Raw genomic sequence first — 24,859 nt, 5'->3', positions numbered from 1 at the left:
CGAGCGCCTGCCCGCCAAGCGAAGGGAGAACTATCGTGCAACTTCCGGAATGTTACCGCGTCTCGCGTGCGGCAAAGCTCGCTGCCGCGGCCGGCGCATGGCTTGCCATCGGCAACCTGCTCGGCGGCTGCATGATGGACAAGAGTATCGACCTGCCCGGCCGCGACCAGGTCACCGATCCGATCCGCGACGCGGATCTGCGCGCGCGTTGGACCGGCCCGGTCGGCGGTACGTCCGGCGCGACGGCGCCTGCCCGCGCGGCGCAGCCCATGGTGTATCCCGGCGTCGATCAGGCACCAGTGCCGGAACCGACGTCGCGCACCGCCGGCACGACAGCAACGACGCGCGTTGCGACCGCGGTCGACGGCGACGTGGTCGGCGAGGACGGCGTCGAGCTGAATTTCGACAATGCCGATCTGCCGACGGTGGTGAAATCCGTGCTCGGCGACGGGCTTGGCCTGAACTACGTGATCGATCCGCGCGTGCAGGGCACGATCACGCTGGCCTCGGCGCAGCGGATCCCGCGCAAGGACGTGCTGCCGATCTTCGAGAACGTGCTGCGGATCCTGAACGCGGCGGTGCTGCGCGAGAACAATCTGGTCCGCATCGTGCCGCTGCCGGAAGCCGCAGGCGCCGGCGCTTCGGCGGTCGGCGCGGGGCAGCCCGGCTACGGCGTCTCGATCGTCCCGCTGCGCTACGTGTCCGCCGCGGCGATCGCCAAGACGGCGGAGAGCTTCCTGTCGCGGCCCGGCGCCGTCCGCGTCGACCAGGCCCGCAACGTGCTGTTGATCCAGGGCACCGCCTCCGAGCGCCAGGCCGCGCTCGGCGTGATCGGCACGCTCGATGTCGAGTGGCTGCGCAGCCAGTCGGTCGCGCTCTATCCACTGAAGTCGACCGCGCCCGACACCATGATCCGCGAGCTCGAGAAGGTGTTCGACACCGCCGAGGGCGGCCAGGGACAGGGCGTGATCAAGTTCCAGCCGGTGTCGCGCATGAATGCGGTGCTCGCGGTGAGCAAGAACAGCAAGGTGCTGGAGCGCGCCACCCAATGGGTGCGGCGGCTCGACCGTTCCGATCCGACCGGCACGACGGTGCGGGTCTACAGCCTGCGCTTCGGCAACGCGCGCAGCATCGCGCGCATCCTCAACGAGATGTTCGTCGGCCGCTCCTCGCAGTCTGCGCAGGACAGCCAGACCAGCCCGACCGCGCCCGGACAAAGCGGAGCGACCTCGCGGCTCGACTCGCTCGGCAGCGGCACGCTCACCAGCAGCAGTAGCAGCAGCAACAACACTTCGGGCACGCCCACCCAGGGCGGAACCGACAACTCGGGCAATGCCGGCAGCAGCGGCAAGACCCAGGTCGGATTTGCCGACCGCAAGGACGACGACCAGGACACGGCGAGCGCGGGCAACGGCCCCGGTCAGGGAAGCCTCCCGCGCGGCGTGTTCCAGAATGTCCGCATCACGGCCGACAAGTCGACTAACTCGGTGATGGTCTATTCCAACCAGGAAGACTATCTCGTGATCGAGCGCGCGCTGGAGCAGCTCGACCGGCCGCGATTGCAGGTCGCCGTCGACGCCATGGTCGCCGAGGTCACGCTGACCGACCAGTTGCAATATGGCGTGCAGGCCTATCTGACCAGCGCCAATGCCGGGGCGGGCCCCGACAAGGGATCGGTCGGCCTGTTCGGTGTCGCGCAGTCTGCCGCGCAGACCTCCCTGCTCGCGCGCGTGCTGCCCGGCTTCAACCTGCTGCTCGGCGCCGAAGCCAATCCCAAGCTGGTGCTGAACGCATTGTCCACCCTGACCAGCGTCAAGGTGCTTTCAGCACCCTCCCTCGTGGTCGCCGACAACGAACCGGCGATCCTCGAGGTCGGCGACCAGGTGCCGATCTCGACCGGCAGCACCGTCACCGGCCTCAACGTGGTGAGCAGCATCAGCCGGCAGAACACCGGCATCATCCTGAAAGTGCTGCCGCACGTGCATCCGAATGGCTCGATCGAGCTCGAGATCGAGCAGGAAGTCTCAAACGTCGTCAATCCGGGCGGCGCCAGCGCACAGAACCTGACGCCCACCATCTCGCAGCGGCGCATCCATTCGACCGTCGGCACCAGCAGCGGGCAGACCGTGCTGCTCGGCGGATTGATCAAGGAGGACGACGAACGCACGGTGGCCGGACTGCCCGGCCTCAACCAGATCAAATATCTCGGCGACCTGCTCAGCCAAAAGAGCGACAGCAAGACCCGCTCGGAGATCATCGTGTTTGTCACCACCAAGCTGGTGCGCAACGCCCACGACGCCCAGGTGGTCGCCGACGAGTTCCGCGAGCGGCTCGACAGCATGCGGCGTGCGCCGACAACCTTCGACGCGCCGGCGCCGCTGGCGCGCAAGTGAGAAGCGGAGCGAGCCGCCGATGAGGATGCTCTCGTCCATCCTGAGGCTGCTGGCGGCGTCGGTCGTCAGCACGGCCGCGACCGCCGCCGAGCTGAGCAGCGTGACCATGGCTGATGACGTCACCATCATCGCGCTCGGCGGCGACGTCGCCGAGGGCGACACCGAGGCGGCCGAGGCACTGATCAAGACCGCGAACGACGCTGATCGGCTGATCTCGGCCGTGCGGCTCGATTCACCCGGCGGCAGCCTCGCCGAGGCCGTCAAGCTCGCGGCCCTGATCCGCAGGGCGAAGCTGCCGACCATCGTCGCGGCGGGATCGCGCTGCGCCTCGGCATGCTTCATCGTGTTCGCCGCCGGCAACGAGAAGTTCGCAAGCTACGAGGCGGCGATCGGCGTCCACGGCGTCTCGGACAAATTCGGCCATGAAACCGCGCAGACCAGGGAGGCGACCATCGCCATGGCGCGCGTCGCCAGCGGGTTCGGCGTGCCGCCGCGCATCATCGCACAGATGGTGACGACCCACGCCCACGAGATCGCGTGGCTGACGCCCGACGATCTGCGCGCCATGGGCACGATCATGACCGGCCGGCCGGAACATCGCGCTCCGCCAACATCGCCGGACGCGCAATGGCTTTCCGGCATGCAATCGGGAACGAAAAGAAGATAGCGCAGTCTGACCTTACTGGTTGCTGGCGCTCATCTTGTCCAGCGAGATGTCCTGCGCGGTGCCACTGCCGCCCTCCTGACCATCGGAGCCGTAGGAGAGGATGTCGTAGGGCCCGCGATCGCCGGGCGCGCGATAGACGTAAGGATGGCTCCACGGGTCGTTCGGAACCACACCACCCTTCAGGTAGGGACCGTTCCAGCTGGCGACACCCGACGTCCGCTGAACGAGCGCGGCGAGCCCCTCGGCGCTCGACGGGTAACGGCCGGTGTCGAGGCTGAAGAGATCGAGCGCGCTCGAGAAGCTCTGCATCTGGATCCGGGCCGCCTTGACCTTGGACTCGCTGAGATAGCTGAGCACACGCGGACCGACCAATCCCATGATCAGGCCGATGATGGCGATGACGACGAGCATTTCGACGAGCGTGAACCCCTGCTCGCTGTGCCGCGCTCCACTCGGCGCGAAACGCCGCGCAAGAGCGATGCAGATTTGCTTCGATGTCATTGTTGCATCCTCATTGCTATACCCAATGAGTTACAGGGTACGAGTCCTTGCCGCGGGCCGAGGCGGCATCGCATCGTCTGGTTGAACAATAGGCCTCGCCGCTGCCGCGACAATTGATTTATTTGATTTCTTTTCTGCGCATCTGGCGCGTGCCGATTGTCTATCTAAGAAGGCCTCATTGCCAGATCGCATTGAGCAGTTCCGCGAGGCGCGCGCCGCCCTTGGCGAGCTGCTTGCGCTTGATCGCGTCGGACGTCTGCAGATAGTCCATGTGATTGTCGAACGTGACGATCCATTTGTTCTGCGCCGGCGGCGACGTCGGCTTGAAGCCAAGACCCTTGAAAGCATCATGGGCGACCAGCAGCGTGTCGGTTGCCCAGGCGACCGGCCAGGCCTCCGGCAGGCCCGGGCTCGGCGGCACCGCCTTCGCGGCATCGACGAGCTCGCTGGTGGCGGCATCGCCGAGATCGGTTGGGATGTCGTCCCATTCATGGTGCAGGTTGAGCGTCTGAAACGAGACCGCGACACCGTCCTGGATCGCATTGCCGCCGATCGTTTCGGTCTCCGGCTCGATCTTGTGCGCCACGTCTGGATCGACCAGCCGGCCGTCGGGATCGAGATAGACCGAGCCGATATGCAGCGGCTGGTGCAGATCGCCCATCAGATGCGCGAGCAGCAGCAACGCTTCCTTCTTGTCCTTGATCGAGAACGGGAACGGCGGCGGGATCGGCTTGCCCTGCAGCACCGCGATGGCCGCGCTGATTGTTGCGACCAGGTCGTGCGGATTGGTGCCCTGGAAATTGCGGTCGAAACTGTCGCGCTGGATTGCAACATCGGCGAAGTGGAACGTGTTGTGGCAGCCGCGCTCGAAGCCATCGGGCGTGTAGGAGCAGGTCGACCAGTTGCGGCCGACGTAATCCACCATCCGCGCCCGCTCCCGCGCCGCGTTGAACGGCGTGCACGGCACCTCGTATTCGAGATGATCGGGATCGACCTCATAGTGGAAGCGGCCGTCATCGTGCCGGACCACGCTCTTCACGCAATCGAGCCACGGCGCCGCCTTGCGCAGGTCGATGCCGCGCGTGTCGCCCTCGTTGAGGATCTGCTGCACCTGGGCTTTCGCAGCGGGCGTGAGCAGCCGGTCCGCGATGGCGCCGACGACCCGGTGCCCCTGATAACCCCAGGCGGAGGCCGCAGTCGGGCTGAGCGTTACGGCGACAAGCCAGCCCAAGGCAATGACGGTTCTCATCATGATACACCCCGCTAATCGGCGACACGTATCATGGTTGTACCCATTGTAAGCGGCAACCATGCGACAGGGCGGCCGCGGCCGGGTCCATGGCCAAATCCTGTCAGCGCCCCCTGAAGCGCGGCTTGCGCCGTTCGAGGAATGCCGCAACGCCCTCCTTGTGATCGTCGGTCAGGCTCGCCAGCGCGAACTGGTCGAGGTCCATATGGCCGGCCAGATCGTCCAGCGCATGCGCCAGCCGATTGACCGTCAGCTTGGTCATCGCGACCGAGATCGGCGGCTGCGCGGCGACCTTGGCCGCCAGGGCCATCGCAGCCTCATAGGACTTGCCGGGGTCAGTTACCTGCTCGACCAGGCCCCATTCGTAGGCGTCCGCGGCCGAAATCCGGTCATCGGCCAGGATGACGGCCTGCTTGGTGCGGGCCGGCCCCATCAGGTGCAGCATGCGCGGTACGCTCTGCCAGCTCATGTTCATGCCGAGCCCGGTCTCGGGCACCCGCATATGAGCATCGCGTGCCATGACGCGGAAATCGAGGGCGACGGCGAGCGCCACGCCGCCGCCGACGCAAAAGCCCTCGATCGCGCCGATCGTGACCTGCTCCATCTCCTGCCAGGCGCGCGTCAGGCGCGGCCCGAGCTTGAGGTGCCGGCGCAGTGTGCCCATGTCCATGGTTCGGCGTGCGCGTCCCTCAGCATCCTTGAGGTCGAAGCCGGCGCTGAACGATTTGGCGCCGCCGGTTAGCACGACGACGGAGGTTCCGCCGTCGTCCTCGAAACTGCGAGCCGCATCCGTCAGTTGCCGCAGTGCCTCCGGCGACAGCGCGTTGATGCCGTCGCCGCGGTCGAACCGCACTACCGCAATGCGTCCCTCCGGCCCGAGGCCCCTCTCGATCGTCACATAGCCGGTCATGCATACCTCCCCGCTCGCATTGTTGTGTACTCCTTGCCTCGACATAGCACGGCCTGTTCGCCTATCCTGCCCCCATGAGCGAACATGACCACCACCACGATCACGACCATTCCGAGCTGTCGGAAATGGAGCTGCGGGTCCGCGCGCTGGAATCGATCCTGAGCGAAAAGGGCTATTTCGATCCGGCGGCGCTCGATGCCATCGTGCAGGCCTATGAGACCAGGATCGGCCCGCACAACGGCGCCCGCGTCGTCGCCAAGGCATGGAGCGATCCGGCCTTCAGGCAGGCGCTGCTCGACGACGCCACCAAGGCGGTCGGCACGCTCGGCCATGTCAGCCGCGTCGGCGATCACCTGGTCGCGGTCGAGAACACGCCCGATCGGCACAACATGGTCGTCTGTACGTTGTGCTCCTGTTACCCTTGGGAAATGCTCGGACTGCCGCCGGTCTGGTACAAGGCGGCGCCGTATCGTTCGCGCGCAGTCAAGGATCCGCGCGGCGTGCTGGCGGATTTCGGCGTCAGCCTGCCGAAGGAGACTGAAATTCGCGTGTGGGATTCGACTGCCGAGACCCGCTTCCTGGTGCTGCCGATGCGGCCCTCCGGCACCGAAGGCTGGAGCGAGGACCAGCTCGCCGACCTCGTGACGCGCGATTCCATGATCGGCACCGGATTGCCGAAGACGCCGGGAGCGCCGTCATGAACGGTGTCCACGACATGGGCGGCATGGACGGGTTCGGCAAGGTCGAGCCGGAGCCGAACGAGCCGATGTTCCACGAGGAGTGGGAATCGCGGGTGCTGGCGATGGTGCGCGCGATGGGCGCGGCCGGCGCCTTCAACATCGACGCCTCGCGGTTCTATCGCGAGAGCCTGCCGCCGCACGTCTATCTGTCGAGCTCCTACTACAAGAAGTGGCTGCTCGGGCTCGAGGACCTGCTGCTCGCCAAGGGCTATATCGGCAAGGAGGATGTCGCCGCCGGACACGCCGTGATACCGGCAAAGCCGCTGAAGCGCGGCCCGTTCGCCGTCGCCGATGTCGAGCGCGTGATGGCGCGCGGCAAGTTCGGCCGCACCGCGCCGGCGGCTGCGAAATTCAAGGCCGGCGATCGCGTGCGCGCAAAGAATATCCATCCCGCCACCCACACGCGGCTGCCGCGTTACGTTCGCGGCCATGTCGGCGTGGTCGAGCGCGATCATGGCTGCCACGTCTATCCCGATACGGTCGCCAACGACGCCGGCGAGAACCCGCAATGGCTGTACACCGTCGTGTTCGACGGCCGCGAGCTGTGGGGACCGGACGCCGACCCGACCATCAAGGTCTCGATCGACGCGTTCGAGCCGTATCTGGAACCGGCGTGATGGACGCGTCCGCGGCCGCGCGCGCCACCAGCGCCGTCTCCAGCATTCCGCGCGACGACGACGGCCCGGTGTTCCGCGCACCTTGGGAAGCGCAGGCCTTCGCCATGGCGCTGACGCTGCATGAGCGCGGCGTGTTTACGTGGCCGGAATGGGCCGCAGCACTGGCCGACCAGATCAAGCGCGCGCAGGCCGCCGGCGATCCCGATACCGGCGAGACCTATTACCTGCATTGGCTCGCAACGCTGGAACATCTCGTCGCCGCCAAGGGCGTGACGACGGCCGAGACGCTGAACCGCTATCGCAACGCCTGGGATCACGCCGCCGACCGCACCCCGCACGGCAAGCCGATCGAGCTGACACCGGCAGATTTCGAGTAGCGCGCACTGCACTCTCCGCTGTCGTCCCTGCGAAAGCAGGACCAATACGCCGCGGCGGATGTTGCAGGCGGGACTCGTCGTTCCAGCATCGCGCAACAATCGACATTCGTGGTTATGGGTCCCTGCTTTCGAAGGGGCGACAGCGAGATGTTGCACAATCGTCCACCAAACAACGCGGTGTCATCACCCGGCTTGACCGGGTGATCCAGTATTCCAGAGGCAGCAGTGCTTGAATCGAGGAGCCGCGGCGTACTGGATCGCCCGGTCAAGCCGGGCGATGACAGTGTGGGTGGTGACGCGGCATCGCCATCTCGATAGTTGAATTGCCCTCGCCTTTGATCCGCACGCGCACTCACCGAAGACGCCGCGCCGCGGTCGCAATCAAGTCCAGTTCTCGGCAAATCTCCGTCATCAACCCGAAGTAGCTTTGATCATCGAAGCGCGGTGACCGTGTTTCGTAGACGCTATTGCTTTGTCTTCGCTTTCCGCAAATGAAATGGAGTTCCCGCCATGCACCGTTTGCCTGACGACACCATCACGCTGAATCTCCCGAGCATCAGTTTCGAAACCCTGTTCGGCGATCCCGATTTCCCGGCCAATGCACATGGCGGCAACGACACCATCACGGTGGGCACCGAGGGCATGACCTTCGTCAACCTGATCGGCGATACCGCAGCCCTCTCGGATCATTCCCTGGGCGGCAACGACACGCTGACGGTGCACATCGAAGCCTCGCTCAATACCGTGATCGTCGACGGTGATGCGCAATCGATGTCGGGCTATGCGAAAGGCGGCAACGACACGGTGACCGGCGACAGCACGAACTCGGTGCGCAACGGCTTTTCGCTTTATGGCGACACCGAAGGCGCGATGTCCGACCATGCCCAGGGCGGCAACGACACCGTCATCGGTGTGTTCGGCGGCAGGTCATCCAACGGGTTGGTCGGGGACGGCGGCACCATGACCGGCGACGCCCATGGCGGCAACGACACGCTGCTCGCGTTCCAGGCCAACCAGGACGGCTCCGCGGGGCTGTACGGCGATGCCCTCGGCATGACCGATCACGCGCAGGGCGGTAACGACACCCTCACCTTCACCATCGGGAGCGATGCCCAGAACGGGGGTGGAGCTCTGTACGGCGATGCGGGTGAACTCGCGGGAGATGCCCGTGGCGGCAACGACGTCCTCACCGTCGTCGATCTCAGCGGCCACGAGAACTGGGAATCCTTCACGCTCGTCGGCGATGCCTGGACCATGTCGGGCAGCGCGCATGGCGGCAATGACATCGTCACGGGCGGATCGTACGCCGACTACGTCGTCGGCGATGCCATACAGTACAATCCCGCGACGCCCGGTTCGATCACCGGCGGCAGGGACATCCTGAACGGCGAAGGCGGCAATGACGAGATGTGGGGCGGACCGAACAACGACATCTTCGTGTTCGACAAGGGCTCGGGCCAGGATCTGGTCCACGATTTCAATCAGGGCAACAAGGCGGTCGGCAGCACCGCGGCCGAGCACGATCTGATCAACGTGCACGATTACGGGTTCGCGGACTGGACCGCGCTGAAGAGCCTGATCAGCGACGACAGCGCAGGCAACGCCGTGATCCATCTGACGGCCAGCGATACGATTACGCTGCAGGGCGTCCATACCGCGGACCTGCATGCGACAGACTTCGTGATCTAGCGCGTGCGATCCGGATAGCGGCGAGATCAGTGGCTGGCGCGAACGCCCTGCGCGACGTATTCGCGCCAGCCCTTGGCCCGCAGGCTGCATGCCGGGCATTCACCGCAACCGTAGCCCCAATCGTGCTGCGCGCCGCGTTCGCCGAGATAGCAGGTGTGGGAGTGCTCGCGGATCAGGTCGACCAGCTCCGCCCCACCGAGCTCATGCGCGAGCCGCCAGGTCGCGGCCTTGTCGAGCCACATCAGCGGCGTGTGCAGTTCGAAGGTCTTCGCCATGCCGAGGTTGAGCGCCGACTGCAGCGCCTTGATGGTCTCGTCGCGGCAGTCCGGATAGCCGGAGTAATCGGTCTCGCACATGCCGCCGATGATGTGGCGGATGCCGCGCCGGTAGGCCAGCGCCGCGGCGAAGGTCAGGAACACGAGATTGCGGCCGGGCACGAAGGTGTTCGGCAGGCCATCCGCGCCCATCTCGATCGCGACGTCGCGGGTCAGCGCGGTGTCGGAGATCTCGGACAGTGTCGGGATCGCCAGCGTGTGGCTGTCGGCGAGCCTTGTCGCCCAGTCCGGCCGCATCTGCCTGATCCCGTCCAGCAGCCGGTCGCGGCAGTCGAGCTCGATCGCGTGGCGCTGGCCATAGGAAAAGCCGAGCATTTCGACGCGGGCGAAGCGCGACAGCGCCCATGCGAGGCAGGTGGTGGAATCCTGGCCGCCGGAAAACAGCACCAGTGCGGTGTCGGAATTGGTCTGATCGGTCATGGAACGCGCTTTACCATCCCTGCGCGTCGCGGCCAATCGGTGGACATCACGGCGATTTCAGGGGCTCCGGCTGGGATCGGCCGGCCCGATTTGGCATAAGACCAGTACCCTTCACGCTCCGGTGCATCCATGACCCCTTCCCGCGACATCTCCCGCCTGATCGAGATCATGGCCGCGCTGCGCACGCCGGTGACCGGTTGCCCCTGGGACCTCGAACAGAATTTCTCGACCATCGTGCCTTACACGATCGAGGAGGCCTATGAGGTGGCGGACGCGATCACGCGCGGCGATCTCGACGATCTGCGCGAGGAGCTCGGCGACCTCCTGCTGCAGGTGGTCTATCACGCCCGCATGGCCGAGGAGCAGAACGCGTTCGCGTTCGGCGACGTGGTCGAGGCGATCACAAGGAAGATGATCCGCCGTCATCCGCATGTCTTTGCCGACAAGGACGGCAACATCCAGCCCGCCGGCGTCAAGAGCGCCTGGGAGCGCATCAAGGCCGAGGAGAAGGCCGAGCGCGCCGCGCGGCGACCGGCTGAGGACACCGCGCACAAATCGCTGCTGGCGAGCGTGAAGGCCGGCCTCCCCGCGCTGACGCGCGCGATGGAATTGCAGCGCAAGGCCTCGACCGTCGGCTTCGACTGGAACGACCCGCGTGCGGTGCTGGCCAAGATCCGCGAGGAAGCCGACGAGATCGAAGCCGCGCTCGACCGCGACGACAAGCAGGAGATCGCGGAGGAAACCGGCGACCTGATGTTCGCGCTGGTCAACCTCGCGCGCCATGTCGGCGCCGATCCGGAGACGGCGCTACGCGCGACGAATGCGAAATTCGAGCGGCGATTTGGGTATATCGAGAAGGCACTGGCGGCGAAGGGGCGCTCGCTCGAAGCAGCATCACTCGAAGAGATGGACGCACTGTGGAACGAGGCAAAAACCGCAAACATCGCTGTCGTCCCGGCGAAGGCCGGGACCCATACCGCGTGATCTATCGGTTGGTGGCGGTGCCAGTCCCGCGTGCATGCGGAACTGCTACCGAGCTCAACAATTGAGGCCTGTGGTTATGGGTCCCGGCCTTCGCCGGGACGACGGTGTGTTTGTGGGTTGCAGCGTAGTCTACAACAGCGTCCCGCGCAGGATCACCGCCGCGACACCGAAATAGATCACGAGACCTGTGACGTCGACCAGCGTTGCGACGAACGGTGCGGAGGCGCTGGCCGGGTCGAAGCCGATGCGCTTGAGGATGAAGGGCAGCATCGATCCGCACACCGATCCGAAGGTGACGATGCCGACCAGGGCCGCGCCGACGGTGGCGGCCACCAGCACCCAATGCGGGCCGTAATCGAACAGGCCAAGCGTCTGCCACAGCGTGATCCTGACGATGCCGATCAGGCCGAGGATGGCGCCGAGCACGATGCCGGTCGGCAGCTCGCGCATGGCGACGCGCCACCAGTCGCGCAGCCGCACCTCATGCAATGCGAGCGAACGGATCAGCAGTGAGGTCGCCTGCGAGCCGGAGTTGCCGCCGGAGCTCATGATCAGCGGGATGAACAGCGTCAGGACGATCGCCTTCTCGAGCTCGCTCTGATACGACTGCATCGCGGTCGCGGTCAGCATTTCCGACAGAAACAGCGCGCACAGCCAGCCGGCGCGCTTCTTGATCATCTCGCCAAAACCGATCCGCAGATAAGGCTCGTCGATCGCTTCCATGCCGCCGAATTTCTGGGCGTCCTCGGTCGATTCCTCGACGATGGCGTCGATGACATCGTCGACCGTGACGATGCCGAGGATATGGCCGGGACCATCGACCACGGCGACCGCGAGCAGGTCGTAACGCGAGATCAGCCGCGCCGCCTCCATGCGGTCGGCCTCCGGCGCGATCATCAGCGGCTTGCGCGCGGGAGCTGCGGTCAGCACATTGGCATGCGGATCGCCGGAGATCAGACGACGCAGCGGCACCGCCTGGATCAGCGTCTTCTTCACGGGATCGGTGACGAAGATCGAATAGACGGTCTCGCGGGTGCGCTCGACCATGCGGATGTGGTGCAGCACCTCTGCGATGGTCCAGGTCGCGGGCACGCTGACGAACTCGGTGGTCATGATCGAGCCGGCGCTGCGCTCGGGATAGGCGAGCAGGCCCGAGATGACGGCGCGGGTCTCCGGATTGAGGCCGTTCAGCAGCGTGGTGCGTAGCGGCTCGATCAGCTCCTTGAAGATGTCGGCGGCGCGGTCGTCGGAGACGCCCGACAGCAGCGACACCGCGGTGTCGGTCGGCAGCTCGGCCAGGATCTCGCAGGTGTTGTCGAGGCCCGGCAGATCGAGCACCTCGATTGCGCGCTCGTGCGGCAATGACCGCAGCAGCTTTGCGGCCTCCACGGGCTCCTGCGCATTGAGGGCCTCGACGATTTCCGGCGCCCGCTCATGGGCGAGGTCGCCGTTCTGGCCGGCGAGCGTCTCGTTGGTGATGGTTTCGCTGGTGTCCTGCATCGGTCGGCCTCGGCTTTGCGTTCTGCAGCGCAATGAACCAAGGCGGCGGAGATTTCAAACGGAAAGTGCGACGGCGCGCCGCAGGCGCGACGCCGCAAGCTCGCGTCACGGCTTCGTCATATTTCCGGAGATTGCGAGGCCCCACCGGGAACGGCGTCGAACCGGCTCATCACGATGTCGCGCTTGGTCTCGTCGACGCGGACCGTCATGTCGAAGCGCTCGCCGTGCAGCTCCTTGTTGAGCACCTCGGCATTGCGATGCAGCCAGCTGATGCCGGCGCCGTCGGCAGCATCGATCGAGAGGTTGAGCGTCGTGCGCTTGGTCGCGAGGCGATCCTCGATCGCACTGAGCAGTTCGCCGATTCCCTCGCCCGATACGGCGGAGACCAGAAAGCACGGCCGCTCCGGCGGTCGCCGCGCGGCGATGTTGCGCAGATTGTCCCGCTCCTCGGCATCGAAACGGTCGATCTTGTTCCAGACCTCGATGATGCGCTGACCGCCATCGGCATCGGGATCGATCCCGAGCTGGCGCAGCACCGCGTCGACGTCGCGTTCCTGCGCCTCGGCATCTTCATGCGAGATGTCGCGGACATGCAGGATGATGTCGGCTTCCAGCACCTCCTCCAGCGTGGCGCGGAAGGCGGCGACGAGCTGGGTCGGCAGATTGGAGATGAAGCCGACGGTGTCCGACAGCATCGCCTTGCCGCCATGCGGCAGGTTGAGCGCGCGCAATGTGGGGTCCAACGTCGCAAAGAGCATGTCGGCGGCCTGCACATCGGCGCGCGTCAGGCGATTGAACAGCGTCGACTTGCCGGCATTGGTGTAGCCGACCAGCGCCACCACGCGATACGGCACGCGCTGGCGGCCGGCGCGATGCAGCCGCCGCGTCGCCTGCACCTTCTTCAGCTCCCCCTCGAGCCGCGTGATGCGGTCGCCGATCAGGCGGCGGTCGGCCTCGATCTGGGTCTCGCCGGGGCCGCCCATGAAGCCGAAGCCGCCGCGCTGGCGTTCGAGGTGGGTCCAGGACCGCACCAGACGGCTGCGCTGGTAGTTGAGATGGGCGAGTTCGACCTGCAGCGCGCCCTCCTTGGTCTTGGCGCGGCGGCCGAAGATTTCCAGGATCAGGCCGGTGCGGTCGAGCACCTTGGTGCTCCAGGCCTTCTCGAGATTGCGCTGCTGGATCGGCGACAGCGCGCAATCCATCACCACCAGCTCGATATGGTTGCCGGCGACGAGGCCGGTGATCTCCTCGACCTTGCCCTTGCCGAGATAGGTCGCGGGACGGATCTGGCTGATGGTCGCGACGACGGTCTCGATGACGGTGAGGTCGATGGCGCGCGCGAGACCGGCGGCCTCCTCGATCCGCGCTTCATAATCGCGGACAGAGGATTCCGTTTGCGCATCGCCGTCGCCGCGGCGCGTACGCAGATACGGGCCGATGACGATCACCCACCCGGTGCTGTTGTCACTTGCCGACCCAGGTAGAGACTTGGGACGGTCGGCGCCCCCTTCACGGTTGAAGGGTTCCAATCAGTTCACTCTCAAGCAGGTGCGTCCTCACCGCCTTCGAACAGCTGGATCGGAGCGCCAGGCATGATGGTCGAGATCGCGTGCTTGTAGACGAGCTGCGAATGACCGTCGCGCCGGAGCAGCAAACAGAAATTGTCGAACCAGGTGACAATGCCCTGTAGTTTCACTCCGTTGACCAGAAATATCGTCAGTGGTGTTTTGGTTTTACGAACGTGATTAAGGAAGGTGTCTTGTAGATTTTGTGCGCGGTCTGCCGCCATTGTTTTTGTCCCGCAAGCTTGTGCTTCTTATTATTAAAACCGGTCGTGACCCTCTCACGGAGCCCTTCTCCGGCTGCCCGCCTGCCCTGAGATCCCCCTCTGGCAGGTGTAGCGGTAGGATTAGAGGCTACGCGCGCGTATTAGGCAAGCCGGTTCGCGGCGCAGTCGGTAGGAACACGGTGGCAATTCTAAGAAAGTCCGGGGAAAGAGACGATTATTCTCGTCCGAAGTGGATAAATCCCCGGTTGTCCCGCCATCCGCGCCGCACCGGCGCCTCCGTCGAAAACGACCGCCAAAAACGCTGCCAGGAGTCGCCGGTCCTTATGCCCGATTACGTGCAGTCGGCCGCGAAACCGGCGACGTCGCCCTGCCCGCCTCGCCGGCCTGATGGTCAGCCGACCCCCAGCGCCTTCAGCTTGCGATGCAGCGCCGATCGCTCCATGCCGACGAACTCCGCGGTGCGCGAGATGTTGCCGGAGAAGCGGCTGATCTGGGCGATCAGATAGTCGCGCTCGAACACCTCGCGCGCCTCGCGCAGCGGCAGGCCCATGATGTGCTCGCCATTGCTCGAGGTCGGCATCGCCGGAACCATCGAGCCGACGTCCTGCGGCAGCATGTCCGCGGTGATGATCGCCTCCGGCCCGCCGCCGGCGAGGATCATCACGCGCTCGACATTGTTGCGGAGCTGGCGGACGTTGCCGGGCCAGACATGCGACTGCAGCACGGCCATCGCGTCCTGCCCGATCTGGCGCTTCGGCAGGCCGGTCGCGGCCGAGATCTGATCCATGAAATAGTCGATCAGCTCGGGGATGTCCTCGCGCCGCTCCGATAGCGGCGGCACCCGGATCGGCACCACCGAGAGCCGGTGATAGAGATCCTCACGGAAGCGGCCGGCGGCGATCTCCTCCTCGAGATTGCGCGCGGTGGACGAGATGATGCGGACGTCGACATGCACCTTGGCGGTGCCGCCCTGGCGCTGGAAGGTCTGGTCGACCAGCACGCGCAGGATCTTGTTCTGGGTCTCGCGCGGCATGTCGGCGATCTCGTCGATGAACAGCGTGCCGCCATGCGCCTCTTCGAGCGCGCCGGGCTTGCGCTGCTGCTCGCCGTTGGCGCCCTCGACGCCGAACAGTTCGAGCTCCATCCGCTCCGGCGTGATCGCGGCGGCGTTGATCACCACGAACGGTCCCTCGGCACGCGCCGAGGCGATGTGCAGCGTGCGCGCGGCGAGCTCCTTGCCGGCGCCGGCGGGCCCGACGATCAGGATGCGGCTGTTGGCCTTGGCGGCGCGGTCGATGGTCTGGCGCAGCTGGTTCATGCAGGCCGAGCGGCCGGTCAGCACGCTCGCCGCCGGAGCCAGTTGCTTGAGCTCCTTCACCTCGCGCTTCAGCCGCGAGGTCTCCAGCGCCCGCGTCGCCACCAGGATCAGGCGGTCGGACTTGAACGGCTTCTCGATGAAGTCGTAGGCGCCGCGCTTGATCGCGGCGACCGCGGTCTCGATGTTGCCGTGGCCGGAAATCATCACGACCGGCAGGTCGGCATTGTCCTTCTTGATCTGCTCGAGCAGTTGCAGGCCGTCGAGCTTGGAGCCCTGCAGCCAGATGTCGAGGAACACCAGATGCGGGCGGCGGTTGGCGATCTCGGCGAGCGCCGAGTCGCTGTCGCGCGCGGTGCGGGTGGAAAAGCCCTCGTCGTCCAGGATGCCCGCAACGAGGTCGCGAATATCAGCCTCGTCATCGACAATCAGAATGTCGCTTGCCATGGGGTTACACCTGCCTTGTCAATTGCCCGTCGCGGCTTTGATTTTTGGTTCATTGTTGGTCGTGTCAGCCGGGTCGCCGGTCGGCTCCCCCGGCGGATTTTTTTCAGCGTCCTGACCGGCCGAAGCCGCCTTCGCCTCCGGCGCGGACGCGTTATTCTCAGGCTTTGCAGCGTGTTCCTCGGGCCTCGCAGCCTGGCCCTCGGATTTGGCCGCCTGGCCCGACACGGCGAATCGTAGCCGCATCCAGGCACCGCGCTGGCCCTCGCGGAAATCGGATGCATCCTTCAGCTCGATGCGGCCGCCATGGTCTTCGAGCACCCGGCCGACGATCGCGAGGCCGAGACCGGTGCCCTTGGCGCGGGTCGTGACATAGGGCTCGAGCAACCGCGCGCGGGCGACCTTCGGCAGGCCGATGCCGTTGTCGACGACGTCGATCAGAATGTCGTCATTCTCGCGCTGGGCGACGACGTCGATGCGGCCCTTGCCGAGCTCTTCCGGCGGTACCTGCTCGATCGCCTCGGTGGCGTTCTTGATGATGTTGGTCAGCGCCTGCGAGATCAGCCGGCGGTCGAACTGCGCGGGCAGCGGGTCCTGCTTGATGTCGGCCTCGATGTCGAGATCGGGATTGGCGACCTTCATCAGGAACACCGCCTGGCGCACCACGTCGGCGACGTCCTCGCCTTCCATCACGGGTTTCGGCATCCGCGCGAAGCGCGCGAACTCGTCGACCATGCGCCTGATGTCGTCGACCTGGCGCACGATGGTGTCGGTGCACTGGTCGAAGATCGACTTGTCCTTCTCTTCGGTGATGGTCTTGCCGAACCGCCGCTTGATGCGCTCGGCGGAGAGCTGGATCGGGGTCAGCGGATTCTTGATCTCGTGCGCGATGCGGCGGGCGACGTCGCCCCAGGCCGAGGTGCGCTGCGCGGAGACCAGTTCGGTGATGTCGTCGAGCGTGATGATGTAGCTGTCGCGCGACTGGCTGGTCTGCTCGGCCGAGATCCGCACCGACAGATTGCGCTCATGGCCGTCGCGGTTGATCGTGACCTGGCCCTGCACCAGCCGCTGGGTGCCTTCCCGCGCGGTCTTCATCATCTCGTCGAGCTCGGGCAGCACGTCCGACAGCGGATGGTCCAGCGTCTCTGACTCGGCGTGGCCGATCAGCTTTTCGGCCGAGCGGTTGAGGATGCCGACGCTGCCGGAGGCATCGACGCCGATGATGCCGGCGCTCGCCGAGGACAGCACCGCCTCGATGAAGCGCCGGCGGCTATCGATCAGCTCGCTGGCGTTGACGAGCTCGTCGCGCTGGGTGCGCAGCTCCTGCGTCATCTTGTTGAAGGTGTGCCCGAGCTGGGCGAGATCGCCCTCGGACTTCACCTCGGGCACCTGCACATGCAGGTCGCCGGTCGAGACCTTGTTCGCCGCGCTCATGATGTTGCGGATCGGCTCGACCAGCCAGTTGGCGAAATTGAGTCCGATCAGCACCGAGGCCATCAGGATGGTCAGCGCGATCACCGCGAACATCAGCGCGAAGGTGACCTGGATACCGAGCCGGCGCGACTCTGTCTGGGCATATTCGGCGACCGAGGCCTGGGTCTGCTTCAACTGGCTGATGACGCGCGGATCGAGCAGACGGGCGACGTAGAGGAAGACATTGTCGAAGCCGCGCAGCCGGACCACGGCCGCGACGTAGTTCTCCTCGGGAAACACCGAGATCTCCGGCTTCTGCTCGCCGACATCGTCGAGCAGCTCCTTCGGCGGCGTCACGAAGGACTGCGTGATCCCGGTATCGGCGGTCTCGACGACCACACTGTCCTTGTTGAGCAGCATCGCGCCCGGCAGGTCGCGCGCGGCGGCGCTGGCGGTCAGGTATTCCTTGAACGAGCGCCGATCCTGATCGTACAGCGGCCGCGCGTTGGAAAGGTCGCTGGCCATCGCGAGGATGTCGCCATTGATCAGCTGGGCGTGCTCGTAGGTATAGGCCCGGGCGACGCTCAGCGAGTTCTGGATCGCCTCGCGGGTGGGCCCGGAGAACAGCCGGTCGAGGCCGCGGTCCAGCGTGACATTGGCCACCACCGCGACCAGCACGGCCGGCAGCACGGCAATGATCGAGAACAGGCTGACGATCTGGACATGGAGTCTCGCGGCCGCCCGCCCGCGGCGGCGGGCCTGGATCACCTTCCAGACCTCGCGGGCGATGATCCCGACCAGCAGCAGGATGGTGGCCGCGTTGATCAGGAGGAAGGAATAGACGACGTGCTTGGTCGGCGCGATCGGGGTCAGGCCGCTCAGCACGACGAAGGTCAGGAAGGCCGACAGCAGCGCGATCGCCGCCGCGAACGGCGCCAGCCACTTTCGCAGGGCGAAGCCGTCGGGTTCGGCAGGTGACGTGTCGATCGTTGCGGCCGTGGTCTCTGCGCTGGTCATACCGGCAATTGAGCTGAGTGCTTTCGCCCGCGGGAATTGCGAACTGATGCAATCATATCACAATGTTGCCGAATTGCGACATTTCCGCGGCGCAAAGGCCCGATGCGGCGCCGTGTCCCCAAGACTGTCGGTCAAAGGGATTTCAACAATAAATTCAATAAGTTCTGCGACGCGCAGCCGCGCACCCGAGGCAGCCTCTTGGAGGTACCCCGGAATGACGGGCGGAAAAAGCTAAGTCCCGCTCCGGTACACTTGGATGTCGAGGTCCCTGATCTTCTTGCGCAGGGTGTTGCGGTTCAGGCCGAGCAGGTCGGCGGCGCGGATCTGGTTGCCGCGGGTGGCGGCCAGCGCCGCGGTCAGGAGCGGCACCTCGATCTCCTTGAGGATGCGGTGATAGAGCCCCGGCGGCGGCACGCCGTTCGGGAAGCCGGAGAAGTGCGAGGACAGATAGGCCTCGACCGCGCCGCCGAGATTATCGACGCCGATCGTAGTATTGCCGCCGGAGGCGACGGCGGGCGGCGCCAGCTCGCCGTCGATGACCGAGGACGTGATGACGTCCTGCGGATAGAGCGCGGCCAGCCGCCGCGCCAGGTTCTCCAGCTCGCGGACGTTGCCCGGCCAACGGTGCTGCTTGAGCCGCTCCAGCGCCTGGGCGTCGAGCTTCTTCGGCGGCAGGCCGTCCTTCTCCGCCAGCGAGAAGAAGTGACGAATGAGGTCCGGCAGGTCCTCGATGCGTTCGCGCAGCGGCGGCAGCCGCAGCGGCACCACGTTGAGGCGGAAGAACAGATCCTCTCTGAAAAGCCCCTGCTGGATCAGGATGCGCAGGTCCTTGTTGGAGGCGGCGACGATGCGCACGTCGGTCTTGATCGGGGTGCGGCCGCCGACGGTGGTGTACTCGCCCTGCTGCAGCACACGCAGCAGCCGCGTCTGTGCCTCCATCGGCATGTCGCCGATCTCGTCGAGGAACAGCGTGCCGCCCTCGGCCTGCTCGAAGCGGCCGGAGGCGCGGGTGTTGGCACCGGTAAACGCACCGCGCTCATGACCGAACAGTTCCGACTCGATGAGGTCGCGCGGGATCGCCGCCATGTTGACCGCGACGAACGGGCCGTTGCGGCGCCGGCCGTAGTCGTGCAGCGCGCGGGCGACGAGCTCCTTGCCGGTGCCTGACTCGCCCGAGATCATCACGGTAAGGTCGGTCTGCATCAGCCGCGCCAGCACGCGGTAGATCTCCTGCATCGCCGGCGAGCGGCCGACCAGCGGGATCGAGTCGAACTCGCCGTCGTCGTCGGCGCTCGACACCCGCTCCTTCGGCTCGGCCAGCGCACGGCCGACGATGGTGATCAGCTCCTTCAGGTCGAACGGCTTCGGCAGGTATTCGTAGGCGCCGCGCTCCGAGGCGCGGATCGCGGTCATGAAGGTGTTCTGCGCGCTCATCACGATGACCGGCAGGTTCGGCCGCATCTTCTTGATCCGCGGCAGCAGGTCGAACGCGTTCTCGTCGGGCATCACCACGTCGGTGATGACGAGGTCGCCCTCGCCCTGGCTGACCCAGCGCCACAGCGTCGCGGCATTGCCGGTCAGGCGCACCTCGTAGCCAGCGCGCGACAGCGCCTGGTTCAGGACGGTCCGGATGGCGGTGTCGTCGTCGGCGACAAGTATGCTACCTGCAGGCATCGTGGTTCCTCATCGTGCATCCTGAGAGGCAGGCGACGGCGTACCCGGAACGTCATCGCGGTTGCTTGGGTCGTGTTGCTTGGCGGCGCTGTAGACAGGCATCAGCACGCGGAAGGTGGTTTTGCGCGGCTGCGACTCGCATTCGATGATGCCGCCGTGATCGCCGATGATCTTGGCGACCAGCGCGAGGCCGAGCCCGCTGCCGGTCTGCTTGGTGGTTACGAAAGGATCGAACAGGTTCGGCAGCAGGTCTTCCGGCACGCCCGAGCCGTTGTCCTTGACGCAGAACTCCAGCGGCAGCGAGACCCGCGATTTCTTGCCCGGCACCGACAGCCGCACGCCCGGCCGGAACGCAGTGGTGAGCTGGATCTCGGCATCGGTGCCGAGATCGGCGACCGCCTCGGCGGCATTCTTCACGAGGTTGAGGAACACCTGGATCAGCTGGTCCTGATTGGCCAGCACCGGCGGCAGCGACGGATCGTAGTCCTCGGTGAAACGGACGTTGCGGGCAAAGCCCGACTGCGCCAGCCGCTTCACATGGTCGAGCACGGAATGGATGTTGACCGGACCGCGCGCCACCGGCCGCTCGTCGCCGAACACCTCCATGCGGTCGACCAGCGTCACGATGCGGTCGGCCTCGTCGCAGATCAGCCGCGTCAGCAGCCGGTCCTCTGACGACGCCTGCTGCTCCAAAAGCTGCGCCGCGCCGCGGATGCCCGACAGCGGATTCTTGATCTCATGCGCCAGCATCGCCGCCAGCGCGATCACCGAGCGCGCGGCGCTGCGATGGGTGAGCTGGCGGTCCATCTTGTCGGCGATGGTGCGTTCCTGCAGCATCACCACGATGTGGCCGGGCCGCTCGGTCAGCGGCGCGACGTGCAGGTCGACCTGGCGGTCGCCGCCGATCCTGGGCGTGCCGAGATCGACCTTGTATTCGTTGACCGGCGAGCTTGAGGTCCGCACCTGCTCGATCAGCGCCAGCAGCGGACTGCCGAACGGCACCAGCTCCTTCAGCGACTGCCGGCGCAGGAATTGCGCCGAGATCTCGAAGAAGGATTCGGCGGCGATGTTGGCGTCGACGATCCGCCCGTCGGGCGCGATCAGCAGCACCGGATTGGGCAGCGCGTTGAGGATCGCTTCGCCGTCAGTCGGCAGCGGCCGGCGCTGTTCCATCGCTGACGTCATGCGGCAGCACTCCAGGCAAAATCATCGTAGGCCGCTGCGAGCGCGCGATGCACGCCGGACGGCTCGTCCGCGGTCAGGATCGCCTGCCGCCAGGTCTTCAGCACCGCGGCCGGCGCGCAGCTATAGGCGGCGGCCGCGTCCAACGCCCAGCCGAGATGCTTGCGCGCATGCTTCAGCCCGATCCGCAGGCCGTAATGGTTGCAGATCTCGTCATAGAGCGCGCGGACATGATTGAGCTGCTCGGCGAGCGGCGGCGCGGTCTCGGCCACACCGGTCTCGAGCCGGCGGCCAAGCTGGCCCGGGAGCCAGGGCTGACCCTGCGCGCCGCGGCCGATCATCACCGCATCGGCGCCCGATTGATCGAGCGCGGCGACCGCCTTGTCGAACGAGGTGATGTCGCCGTTGACGACGACCGGGACCGTGACGGCGTCCTTGACCGGGCGCACCGCGCTCCAGTCCGCCTCGCCCTTGTAGAATTGGCAGCGGGTGCGGCCGTGCACGGTGATCATCTGCACGCCGGCGGCTTCGGCGCGGCGCGCCAATTCCGGTGCGTTCAACGAACGATCGTCCCAGCCGAGCCGCATCTTCAGCGTCACCGGCACCTTGACCGCCGCGATCGTCGCCTCGATCAAGGTGAGCGCATGGTCGAGGTCGCGCATCAGCGCCGAGCCGGACTGGCCGCCGGTCACGTGGCGTGCCGGGCAGCCCATGTTGATATCGATGACGTCGGCGCCGGCGCCTTCGGCGATGCGGGCACCCTCCGCCATCCAGTGCGCCTTGCAGCCGGCGAGCTGGACCACATGCGGCCCGATCCCGGCTGCCTCGCAACGCAGCTTCGACATCGGCTTGCCGTTCACCAGATCGTCGCTGGCGGTCATCTCCGAGACCACCAGGCCTGCGCCGAGCCTGGCGGTGAGTCGCCGGAAGGGGGCGTCGGTGATGCCGGACATCGGCGCGAGAAGAACCCGGTTGGCGACAGCAATATCGCCTATCTTCAACGGGTTACGAGAAACACTTTGCACGCCGGTCACAGCCGTCTCGCCGCTCTGTCGACCACGCCATTGCAGCCGATATGTTCATTCTCAGCGCACAATCCTTGTGCAGTCAAGCGCCTTGCCTACAGTTTAGACAATCCTACCATCGATGCAAGTGCACTGCAACATAATCTGCTTTTCCCACAGCCATCCGGAAACGCACTGTTCTTGCGCAGCGGGCATGGTAAGGGGCTGTGCGCGACGACCTCGTCGCGCCCTCACCTCATCCCCGATTCGTCTGTCACTGGTTCAAGATGCCGAAGCCTGAGCGTACCGCAGCCATCCTCGTTGCAGCCGGCCGTGGCCTGCGCGCCGGCGCGGGCGGGCCGAAGCAATACCGGACGATCGGCGGGCAGACGGTGATCTACCGCGCCATGGAAGCCTTCTCCGGCCATCCGAATGTCTTCGCCGTGCAGCCGGTGGTGAACCCCGACGACACTGCACTGTTTCGCGACGCCGTCGTCGGCCTGCGCCACCAGCCGCCGACGCCGGGCGGCGCGACCCGCCAGGCATCGGTGCATGCGGGGCTCGAAGCGCTCGCGAACGAGAAGCCGGACATCGTACTGATCCACGATGCCGCGCGCCCGTTCGTCAGTTCGGCCGTGATCTCGCGCGCGATTGCGGCCGCCGGCCGCACCGGCGCCGCAATCCCGGTGGTCCCCGTCACCGACACGATCAAGCTCACCGGCGACGGTGGCGATGTGGAGGCGACGCCCGACCGCGCGCGGCTGCGGATCGCGCAGACGCCACAGGCGTTTCGCTTTGACGTGATATTGGAGGCGCATCGCCGCGCGGCGCGCGAGGGCCGCAGCGATTTCACCGACGATGCCGCGCTGGCGGAATGGGCGGGATTGACGGTTGCGACATTTGAAGGTGATCCTGCCAACATGAAACTCACCACACCCGAGGATTTCGTGCGCGAGGAAGCGCGGCTTGCGAGCCAGCTCGGCGACATCAGGACCGGCACCGGCTACGACGTGCACGCTTTCGGCGACGGCGATCATCTGATGCTGTGCGGCGTGCGTGTGCCGCACACCAAGGGCTTTCTGGCGCATTCCGACGGCGACGTCGGGCTGCATGCGCTGGTCGACGCCATCCTCGGCGCGCTGGCCGACGGCGATATCGGTTCGCACTTCCCGCCGAGCGATGCCAAATGGAAGGGCGCCTCCTCCGATCAGTTCCTGAAATATGCCGTCGAGCGCGTTACCGCGCGCGGCGGGCGGATCGCCAATCTCGAAGTGACGATGATCTGCGAGCGGCCGAAGATCGGCCCGCTGCGCGACACCATGCGGGCGAAGATCGCCGAGATCTCCGGCGTCCATATCTCGCGCGTCGCGGTGAAGGCGACCACCAGCGAACGGCTCGGCTTCACCGGCCGCGAGGAAGGAATCGCCGCAACCGCCAGCGCCACGATCCGTCTGCCCTGGGACGACAAGAGCTGGAGTGCGTGACATGGGGGGCAGCGACGCTCGTGCCCTGTCCCGCTCGCTGCTCGACCTGTGCCGGATGCGCAAGCTGACCATCGCGACTGCCGAGTCCTGCACCGGCGGGCTGGTCGCGGGCGCCCTCACTGACATCCCCGGCTCCTCCGACGTGATCGACCGCGGCTTCGTCACCTATTCGAACGAGGCCAAGCGGGTGATGCTCGGCGTCAAGGCCGCAACGCTCGAAACCTTCGGCGCGGTCAGCAAGGAAACCGCGACCGCAATGGCGATCGGCGCGCTGGAGAAGGCCGGCGTCGACCTCGCGGTCTCCATCACCGGCATCGCCGGTCCCGGCGGTGCGACGCCGGGTAAGCCGGTGGGCCTCGTGCATTTCGCGGTCGCCGCGCGCGACGGCCGCATCCTGCATCGCGAGCAGCGCTTCGGCGCGATCGGCCGCAGCGCGGTGCGCCAGCGCTCGGTGGTCGAGGCGTTGCGCATGCTGATGGAGCTGGCGCGCCCGCCGCAGGCCACCAAGCCGCGCCGCGAGGCCGCCAGCCGGCTGCGGACCCGCGTCGCGCGGTCGCCGCGCAGCCACGCCGCCAAGCGCCGGCGGCTACCGCGCGGATGAATGTGCAGTGCGAGTCGCGCGCCGTCGATGTTGACCGTGCGCGTCAATGCGACTTAGTGATGCTATCTCAGGTGGAACCGGGTCGCAGGTTCGCCGTTATCCTTTGCTCCAACTCTGCTGTTTCAGCAGCAATCCCACAACAAGGAGAAAATGATGAAGTTGGGTAGTTTTGTCGTGGCCGGCATTGCCGCCGGTGCCATGACGCTGTCGACTGTCGTCCCCTCGCTCGCAGCCCCGCTCGCGCCGGCGCAGTTGCAGGATCAGCCTACCTCCGTTCAGCAGGTGCAGTACCGGTACTATCATGGCGGCCCGCGCTACGGCTATCGCGGCGGCTACTATGGTCGCCGGTACTACGGCGGCGGCGGAAACGCCGGTGCGGTCATCGGCGGCCTTGCAGCCGGCGCGATCATCGGCGGTGCGATCGCCGCGAGCCAGGCCAAGGCCAACAACGACGCCTACTGCTCCCAGCGCTTCCGCTCCTACGATCCGGCCTCCGGCACCTACATCGCATCCGGCGGCGTGCGTCGTCCCTGCCCGTAAGGCGAACACTCTCC

At 66.2% G+C, this 24,859-nt stretch carries 22 protein-coding genes; 10 read left to right on the top strand and 12 right to left on the bottom strand.

Going from position 1 to position 24,859, the window contains the following annotated elements; genetic code table 11:
- Window positions 1-35 precede the first annotated feature (35 nt).
- Both gspD and JQ633_RS13315 read left to right on the top strand, forming a co-directional pair.
- The gene (gene gspD, locus JQ633_RS13320; protein ID WP_349631557.1) at window positions 36-2,393 is read left to right on the top strand and encodes a type II secretion system secretin GspD; all 2,358 of its coding nucleotides are present in this window, start codon (window positions 36-38) and stop codon (window positions 2,391-2,393) included.
- A 19-nt stretch (window positions 2,394-2,412) separates the two neighbouring features.
- Complete coding sequence (locus tag JQ633_RS13315; protein ID WP_211985464.1) at window positions 2,413-3,060, top strand: hypothetical protein; 648 nt, start codon at window positions 2,413-2,415, stop codon at window positions 3,058-3,060.
- 12 nt (window positions 3,061-3,072) lie between these two features.
- Here JQ633_RS13315 and gspG read toward each other — a convergent pair whose 3' ends face one another.
- From gspG to JQ633_RS13300, 3 genes are all read right to left on the bottom strand, one after another.
- On the bottom strand, window positions 3,073-3,561 hold the full coding sequence (gene gspG, locus JQ633_RS13310; protein ID WP_211985463.1) for a type II secretion system major pseudopilin GspG: 489 nt from the start codon (window positions 3,559-3,561) through the stop codon (window positions 3,073-3,075).
- Between the two features lie 175 nt (window positions 3,562-3,736).
- Entirely contained in the window at window positions 3,737-4,813 is a 1,077-nt protein-coding gene (locus tag JQ633_RS13305) for a S1/P1 nuclease (RefSeq protein WP_211985462.1), read from the bottom strand.
- 100 nt (window positions 4,814-4,913) lie between these two features.
- Complete coding sequence (locus JQ633_RS13300) at window positions 4,914-5,720, bottom strand: enoyl-CoA hydratase/isomerase family protein (RefSeq protein WP_211985461.1); 807 nt, start codon at window positions 5,718-5,720, stop codon at window positions 4,914-4,916.
- Between the two features lie 74 nt (window positions 5,721-5,794).
- On the opposite strand from JQ633_RS13300, the gene nthA reads away from it, so the two are divergent.
- The 4 genes from nthA to JQ633_RS13280 all read left to right on the top strand — a co-directional run bounded on the left by nthA (window position 5,795) and on the right by JQ633_RS13280 (window position 9,143).
- On the top strand, window positions 5,795-6,421 hold the full coding sequence (nthA, locus tag JQ633_RS13295) for a nitrile hydratase subunit alpha (RefSeq protein ID WP_211985460.1): 627 nt from the start codon (window positions 5,795-5,797) through the stop codon (window positions 6,419-6,421).
- A complete protein-coding gene (gene nthB, locus JQ633_RS13290) occupies window positions 6,418-7,077 on the top strand; it encodes a nitrile hydratase subunit beta (protein WP_211985459.1) in 660 nt (219 codons plus the stop codon). Before nthA ends, nthB begins: the two co-directional genes overlap by 4 nt.
- Window positions 7,077-7,454: a nitrile hydratase accessory protein gene (locus tag JQ633_RS13285; RefSeq protein WP_211985458.1), complete on the top strand. Its 378-nt coding sequence runs from the start codon at window positions 7,077-7,079 to the stop codon at window positions 7,452-7,454. The genes nthB and JQ633_RS13285 overlap by 1 nt, the downstream gene beginning before the upstream one ends.
- Before the next feature lie 510 nt (window positions 7,455-7,964).
- Window positions 7,965-9,143 (top strand): hypothetical protein, encoded by a 1,179-nt coding sequence (locus JQ633_RS13280; RefSeq protein ID WP_211985457.1) that lies wholly within the window; start codon window positions 7,965-7,967, stop codon window positions 9,141-9,143.
- A 26-nt stretch (window positions 9,144-9,169) separates the two neighbouring features.
- Here JQ633_RS13280 and queC read toward each other — a convergent pair whose 3' ends face one another.
- Entirely contained in the window at window positions 9,170-9,898 is a 729-nt protein-coding gene (gene queC, locus JQ633_RS13275) for a 7-cyano-7-deazaguanine synthase QueC (RefSeq protein ID WP_211985456.1), read from the bottom strand.
- A gap of 129 nt (window positions 9,899-10,027) precedes the next feature.
- On the opposite strand from queC, the gene mazG reads away from it, so the two are divergent.
- Complete coding sequence (mazG, locus tag JQ633_RS13270; protein ID WP_211985455.1) at window positions 10,028-10,882, top strand: nucleoside triphosphate pyrophosphohydrolase; 855 nt, start codon at window positions 10,028-10,030, stop codon at window positions 10,880-10,882.
- A 129-nt stretch (window positions 10,883-11,011) separates the two neighbouring features.
- Here the strand turns inward: mazG and mgtE are convergent, their stop codons facing one another.
- The 8 genes from mgtE to dusB all read right to left on the bottom strand — a co-directional run bounded on the left by mgtE (window position 11,012) and on the right by dusB (window position 22,217).
- Window positions 11,012-12,382 carry a magnesium transporter gene (gene mgtE / locus JQ633_RS13265; protein WP_211985454.1) on the bottom strand — a complete coding sequence of 457 codons (1,371 nt, stop codon included), beginning with the start codon at window positions 12,380-12,382 and terminating at the stop codon, window positions 11,012-11,014.
- A gap of 116 nt (window positions 12,383-12,498) precedes the next feature.
- Window positions 12,499-13,911 (bottom strand): GTPase HflX, encoded by a 1,413-nt coding sequence (hflX, locus tag JQ633_RS13260; protein ID WP_211985453.1) that lies wholly within the window; start codon window positions 13,909-13,911, stop codon window positions 12,499-12,501.
- 11 nt (window positions 13,912-13,922) lie between these two features.
- Window positions 13,923-14,171 (bottom strand): RNA chaperone Hfq, encoded by a 249-nt coding sequence (gene hfq, locus JQ633_RS13255; protein ID WP_006020546.1) that lies wholly within the window; start codon window positions 14,169-14,171, stop codon window positions 13,923-13,925.
- 391 nt (window positions 14,172-14,562) lie between these two features.
- Window positions 14,563-15,933 (bottom strand): sigma-54-dependent transcriptional regulator, encoded by a 1,371-nt coding sequence (locus tag JQ633_RS13250; RefSeq protein ID WP_211985452.1) that lies wholly within the window; start codon window positions 15,931-15,933, stop codon window positions 14,563-14,565.
- A gap of 18 nt (window positions 15,934-15,951) precedes the next feature.
- The gene (locus JQ633_RS13245; protein WP_211985451.1) at window positions 15,952-18,360 is read right to left on the bottom strand and encodes a sensor histidine kinase NtrY-like; all 2,409 of its coding nucleotides are present in this window, start codon (window positions 18,358-18,360) and stop codon (window positions 15,952-15,954) included.
- A 231-nt stretch (window positions 18,361-18,591) separates the two neighbouring features.
- Window positions 18,592-20,034, bottom strand: coding sequence for a nitrogen regulation protein NR(I) (ntrC, locus tag JQ633_RS13240; RefSeq protein WP_211985450.1), 1,443 nt, complete (start codon window positions 20,032-20,034; stop codon window positions 18,592-18,594).
- A 9-nt stretch (window positions 20,035-20,043) separates the two neighbouring features.
- Window positions 20,044-21,219: a two-component system sensor histidine kinase NtrB gene (locus JQ633_RS13235; protein WP_211985449.1), complete on the bottom strand. Its 1,176-nt coding sequence runs from the start codon at window positions 21,217-21,219 to the stop codon at window positions 20,044-20,046.
- Window positions 21,216-22,217 carry a tRNA dihydrouridine synthase DusB gene (gene dusB, locus JQ633_RS13230; RefSeq protein ID WP_283812775.1) on the bottom strand — a complete coding sequence of 334 codons (1,002 nt, stop codon included), beginning with the start codon at window positions 22,215-22,217 and terminating at the stop codon, window positions 21,216-21,218. The genes JQ633_RS13235 and dusB overlap by 4 nt, the downstream gene beginning before the upstream one ends.
- Before the next feature lie 290 nt (window positions 22,218-22,507).
- Between dusB and JQ633_RS13225 the strand changes: the two genes are divergently transcribed.
- From JQ633_RS13225 to JQ633_RS13215, 3 genes are all read left to right on the top strand, one after another.
- Entirely contained in the window at window positions 22,508-23,704 is a 1,197-nt protein-coding gene (locus JQ633_RS13225; protein ID WP_211985447.1) for a bifunctional 2-C-methyl-D-erythritol 4-phosphate cytidylyltransferase/2-C-methyl-D-erythritol 2,4-cyclodiphosphate synthase, read from the top strand.
- 1 nt (window position 23,705) lies between these two features.
- Complete coding sequence (locus tag JQ633_RS13220; protein ID WP_211985446.1) at window positions 23,706-24,305, top strand: CinA family protein; 600 nt, start codon at window positions 23,706-23,708, stop codon at window positions 24,303-24,305.
- 150 nt (window positions 24,306-24,455) lie between these two features.
- The gene (locus tag JQ633_RS13215; protein ID WP_211985445.1) at window positions 24,456-24,845 is read left to right on the top strand and encodes a BA14K family protein; all 390 of its coding nucleotides are present in this window, start codon (window positions 24,456-24,458) and stop codon (window positions 24,843-24,845) included.
- The last annotated feature ends 14 nt before the right edge of the window (window positions 24,846-24,859 follow it).

It is taken from the genome of Bradyrhizobium tropiciagri, from assembly GCF_018130505.1.
GTDB lineage: Bacteria > Pseudomonadota > Alphaproteobacteria > Rhizobiales > Xanthobacteraceae > Bradyrhizobium > Bradyrhizobium tropiciagri_B.
Note: the sequence above shows the minus strand (reverse complement) of the source record. Positions and strands in the feature narration are given on the sequence as shown.

What these genes read in the sequence shown, in the direction of transcription:
- JQ633_RS13315 (WP_211985464.1), top strand. Translation starts at nt 2,413, where the DNA reads ATGAGGATGCTCTCGTCCATCCTGAGGCTGCTGGCGGCGTCGGTCGTC.
- gspG (WP_211985463.1), bottom strand. Translation starts at nt 3,561, where the DNA reads ATGACATCGAAGCAAATCTGCATCGCTCTTGCGCGGCGTTTCGCGCCG.
- JQ633_RS13305 (WP_211985462.1), bottom strand. Translation starts at nt 4,813, where the DNA reads ATGATGAGAACCGTCATTGCCTTGGGCTGGCTTGTCGCCGTAACGCTC.
- JQ633_RS13300 (WP_211985461.1), bottom strand. Translation starts at nt 5,720, where the DNA reads ATGACCGGCTATGTGACGATCGAGAGGGGCCTCGGGCCGGAGGGACGC.
- nthA (WP_211985460.1), top strand. Translation starts at nt 5,795, where the DNA reads ATGAGCGAACATGACCACCACCACGATCACGACCATTCCGAGCTGTCG.
- nthB (WP_211985459.1), top strand. Translation starts at nt 6,418, where the DNA reads ATGAACGGTGTCCACGACATGGGCGGCATGGACGGGTTCGGCAAGGTC.
- JQ633_RS13285 (WP_211985458.1), top strand. Translation starts at nt 7,077, where the DNA reads ATGGACGCGTCCGCGGCCGCGCGCGCCACCAGCGCCGTCTCCAGCATT.
- JQ633_RS13280 (WP_211985457.1), top strand. Translation starts at nt 7,965, where the DNA reads ATGCACCGTTTGCCTGACGACACCATCACGCTGAATCTCCCGAGCATC.
- queC (WP_211985456.1), bottom strand. Translation starts at nt 9,898, where the DNA reads ATGACCGATCAGACCAATTCCGACACCGCACTGGTGCTGTTTTCCGGC.
- mazG (WP_211985455.1), top strand. Translation starts at nt 10,028, where the DNA reads ATGACCCCTTCCCGCGACATCTCCCGCCTGATCGAGATCATGGCCGCG.
- mgtE (WP_211985454.1), bottom strand. Translation starts at nt 12,382, where the DNA reads ATGCAGGACACCAGCGAAACCATCACCAACGAGACGCTCGCCGGCCAG.
- hfq (WP_006020546.1), bottom strand. Translation starts at nt 14,171, where the DNA reads ATGGCGGCAGACCGCGCACAAAATCTACAAGACACCTTCCTTAATCAC.
- JQ633_RS13250 (WP_211985452.1), bottom strand. Translation starts at nt 15,933, where the DNA reads ATGGCAAGCGACATTCTGATTGTCGATGACGAGGCTGATATTCGCGAC.
- JQ633_RS13245 (WP_211985451.1), bottom strand. Translation starts at nt 18,360, where the DNA reads ATGACCAGCGCAGAGACCACGGCCGCAACGATCGACACGTCACCTGCC.
- ntrC (WP_211985450.1), bottom strand. Translation starts at nt 20,034, where the DNA reads ATGCCTGCAGGTAGCATACTTGTCGCCGACGACGACACCGCCATCCGG.
- JQ633_RS13235 (WP_211985449.1), bottom strand. Translation starts at nt 21,219, where the DNA reads ATGACGTCAGCGATGGAACAGCGCCGGCCGCTGCCGACTGACGGCGAA.
- JQ633_RS13225 (WP_211985447.1), top strand. Translation starts at nt 22,508, where the DNA reads ATGCCGAAGCCTGAGCGTACCGCAGCCATCCTCGTTGCAGCCGGCCGT.
- JQ633_RS13220 (WP_211985446.1), top strand. Translation starts at nt 23,706, where the DNA reads ATGGGGGGCAGCGACGCTCGTGCCCTGTCCCGCTCGCTGCTCGACCTG.
- JQ633_RS13215 (WP_211985445.1), top strand. Translation starts at nt 24,456, where the DNA reads ATGATGAAGTTGGGTAGTTTTGTCGTGGCCGGCATTGCCGCCGGTGCC.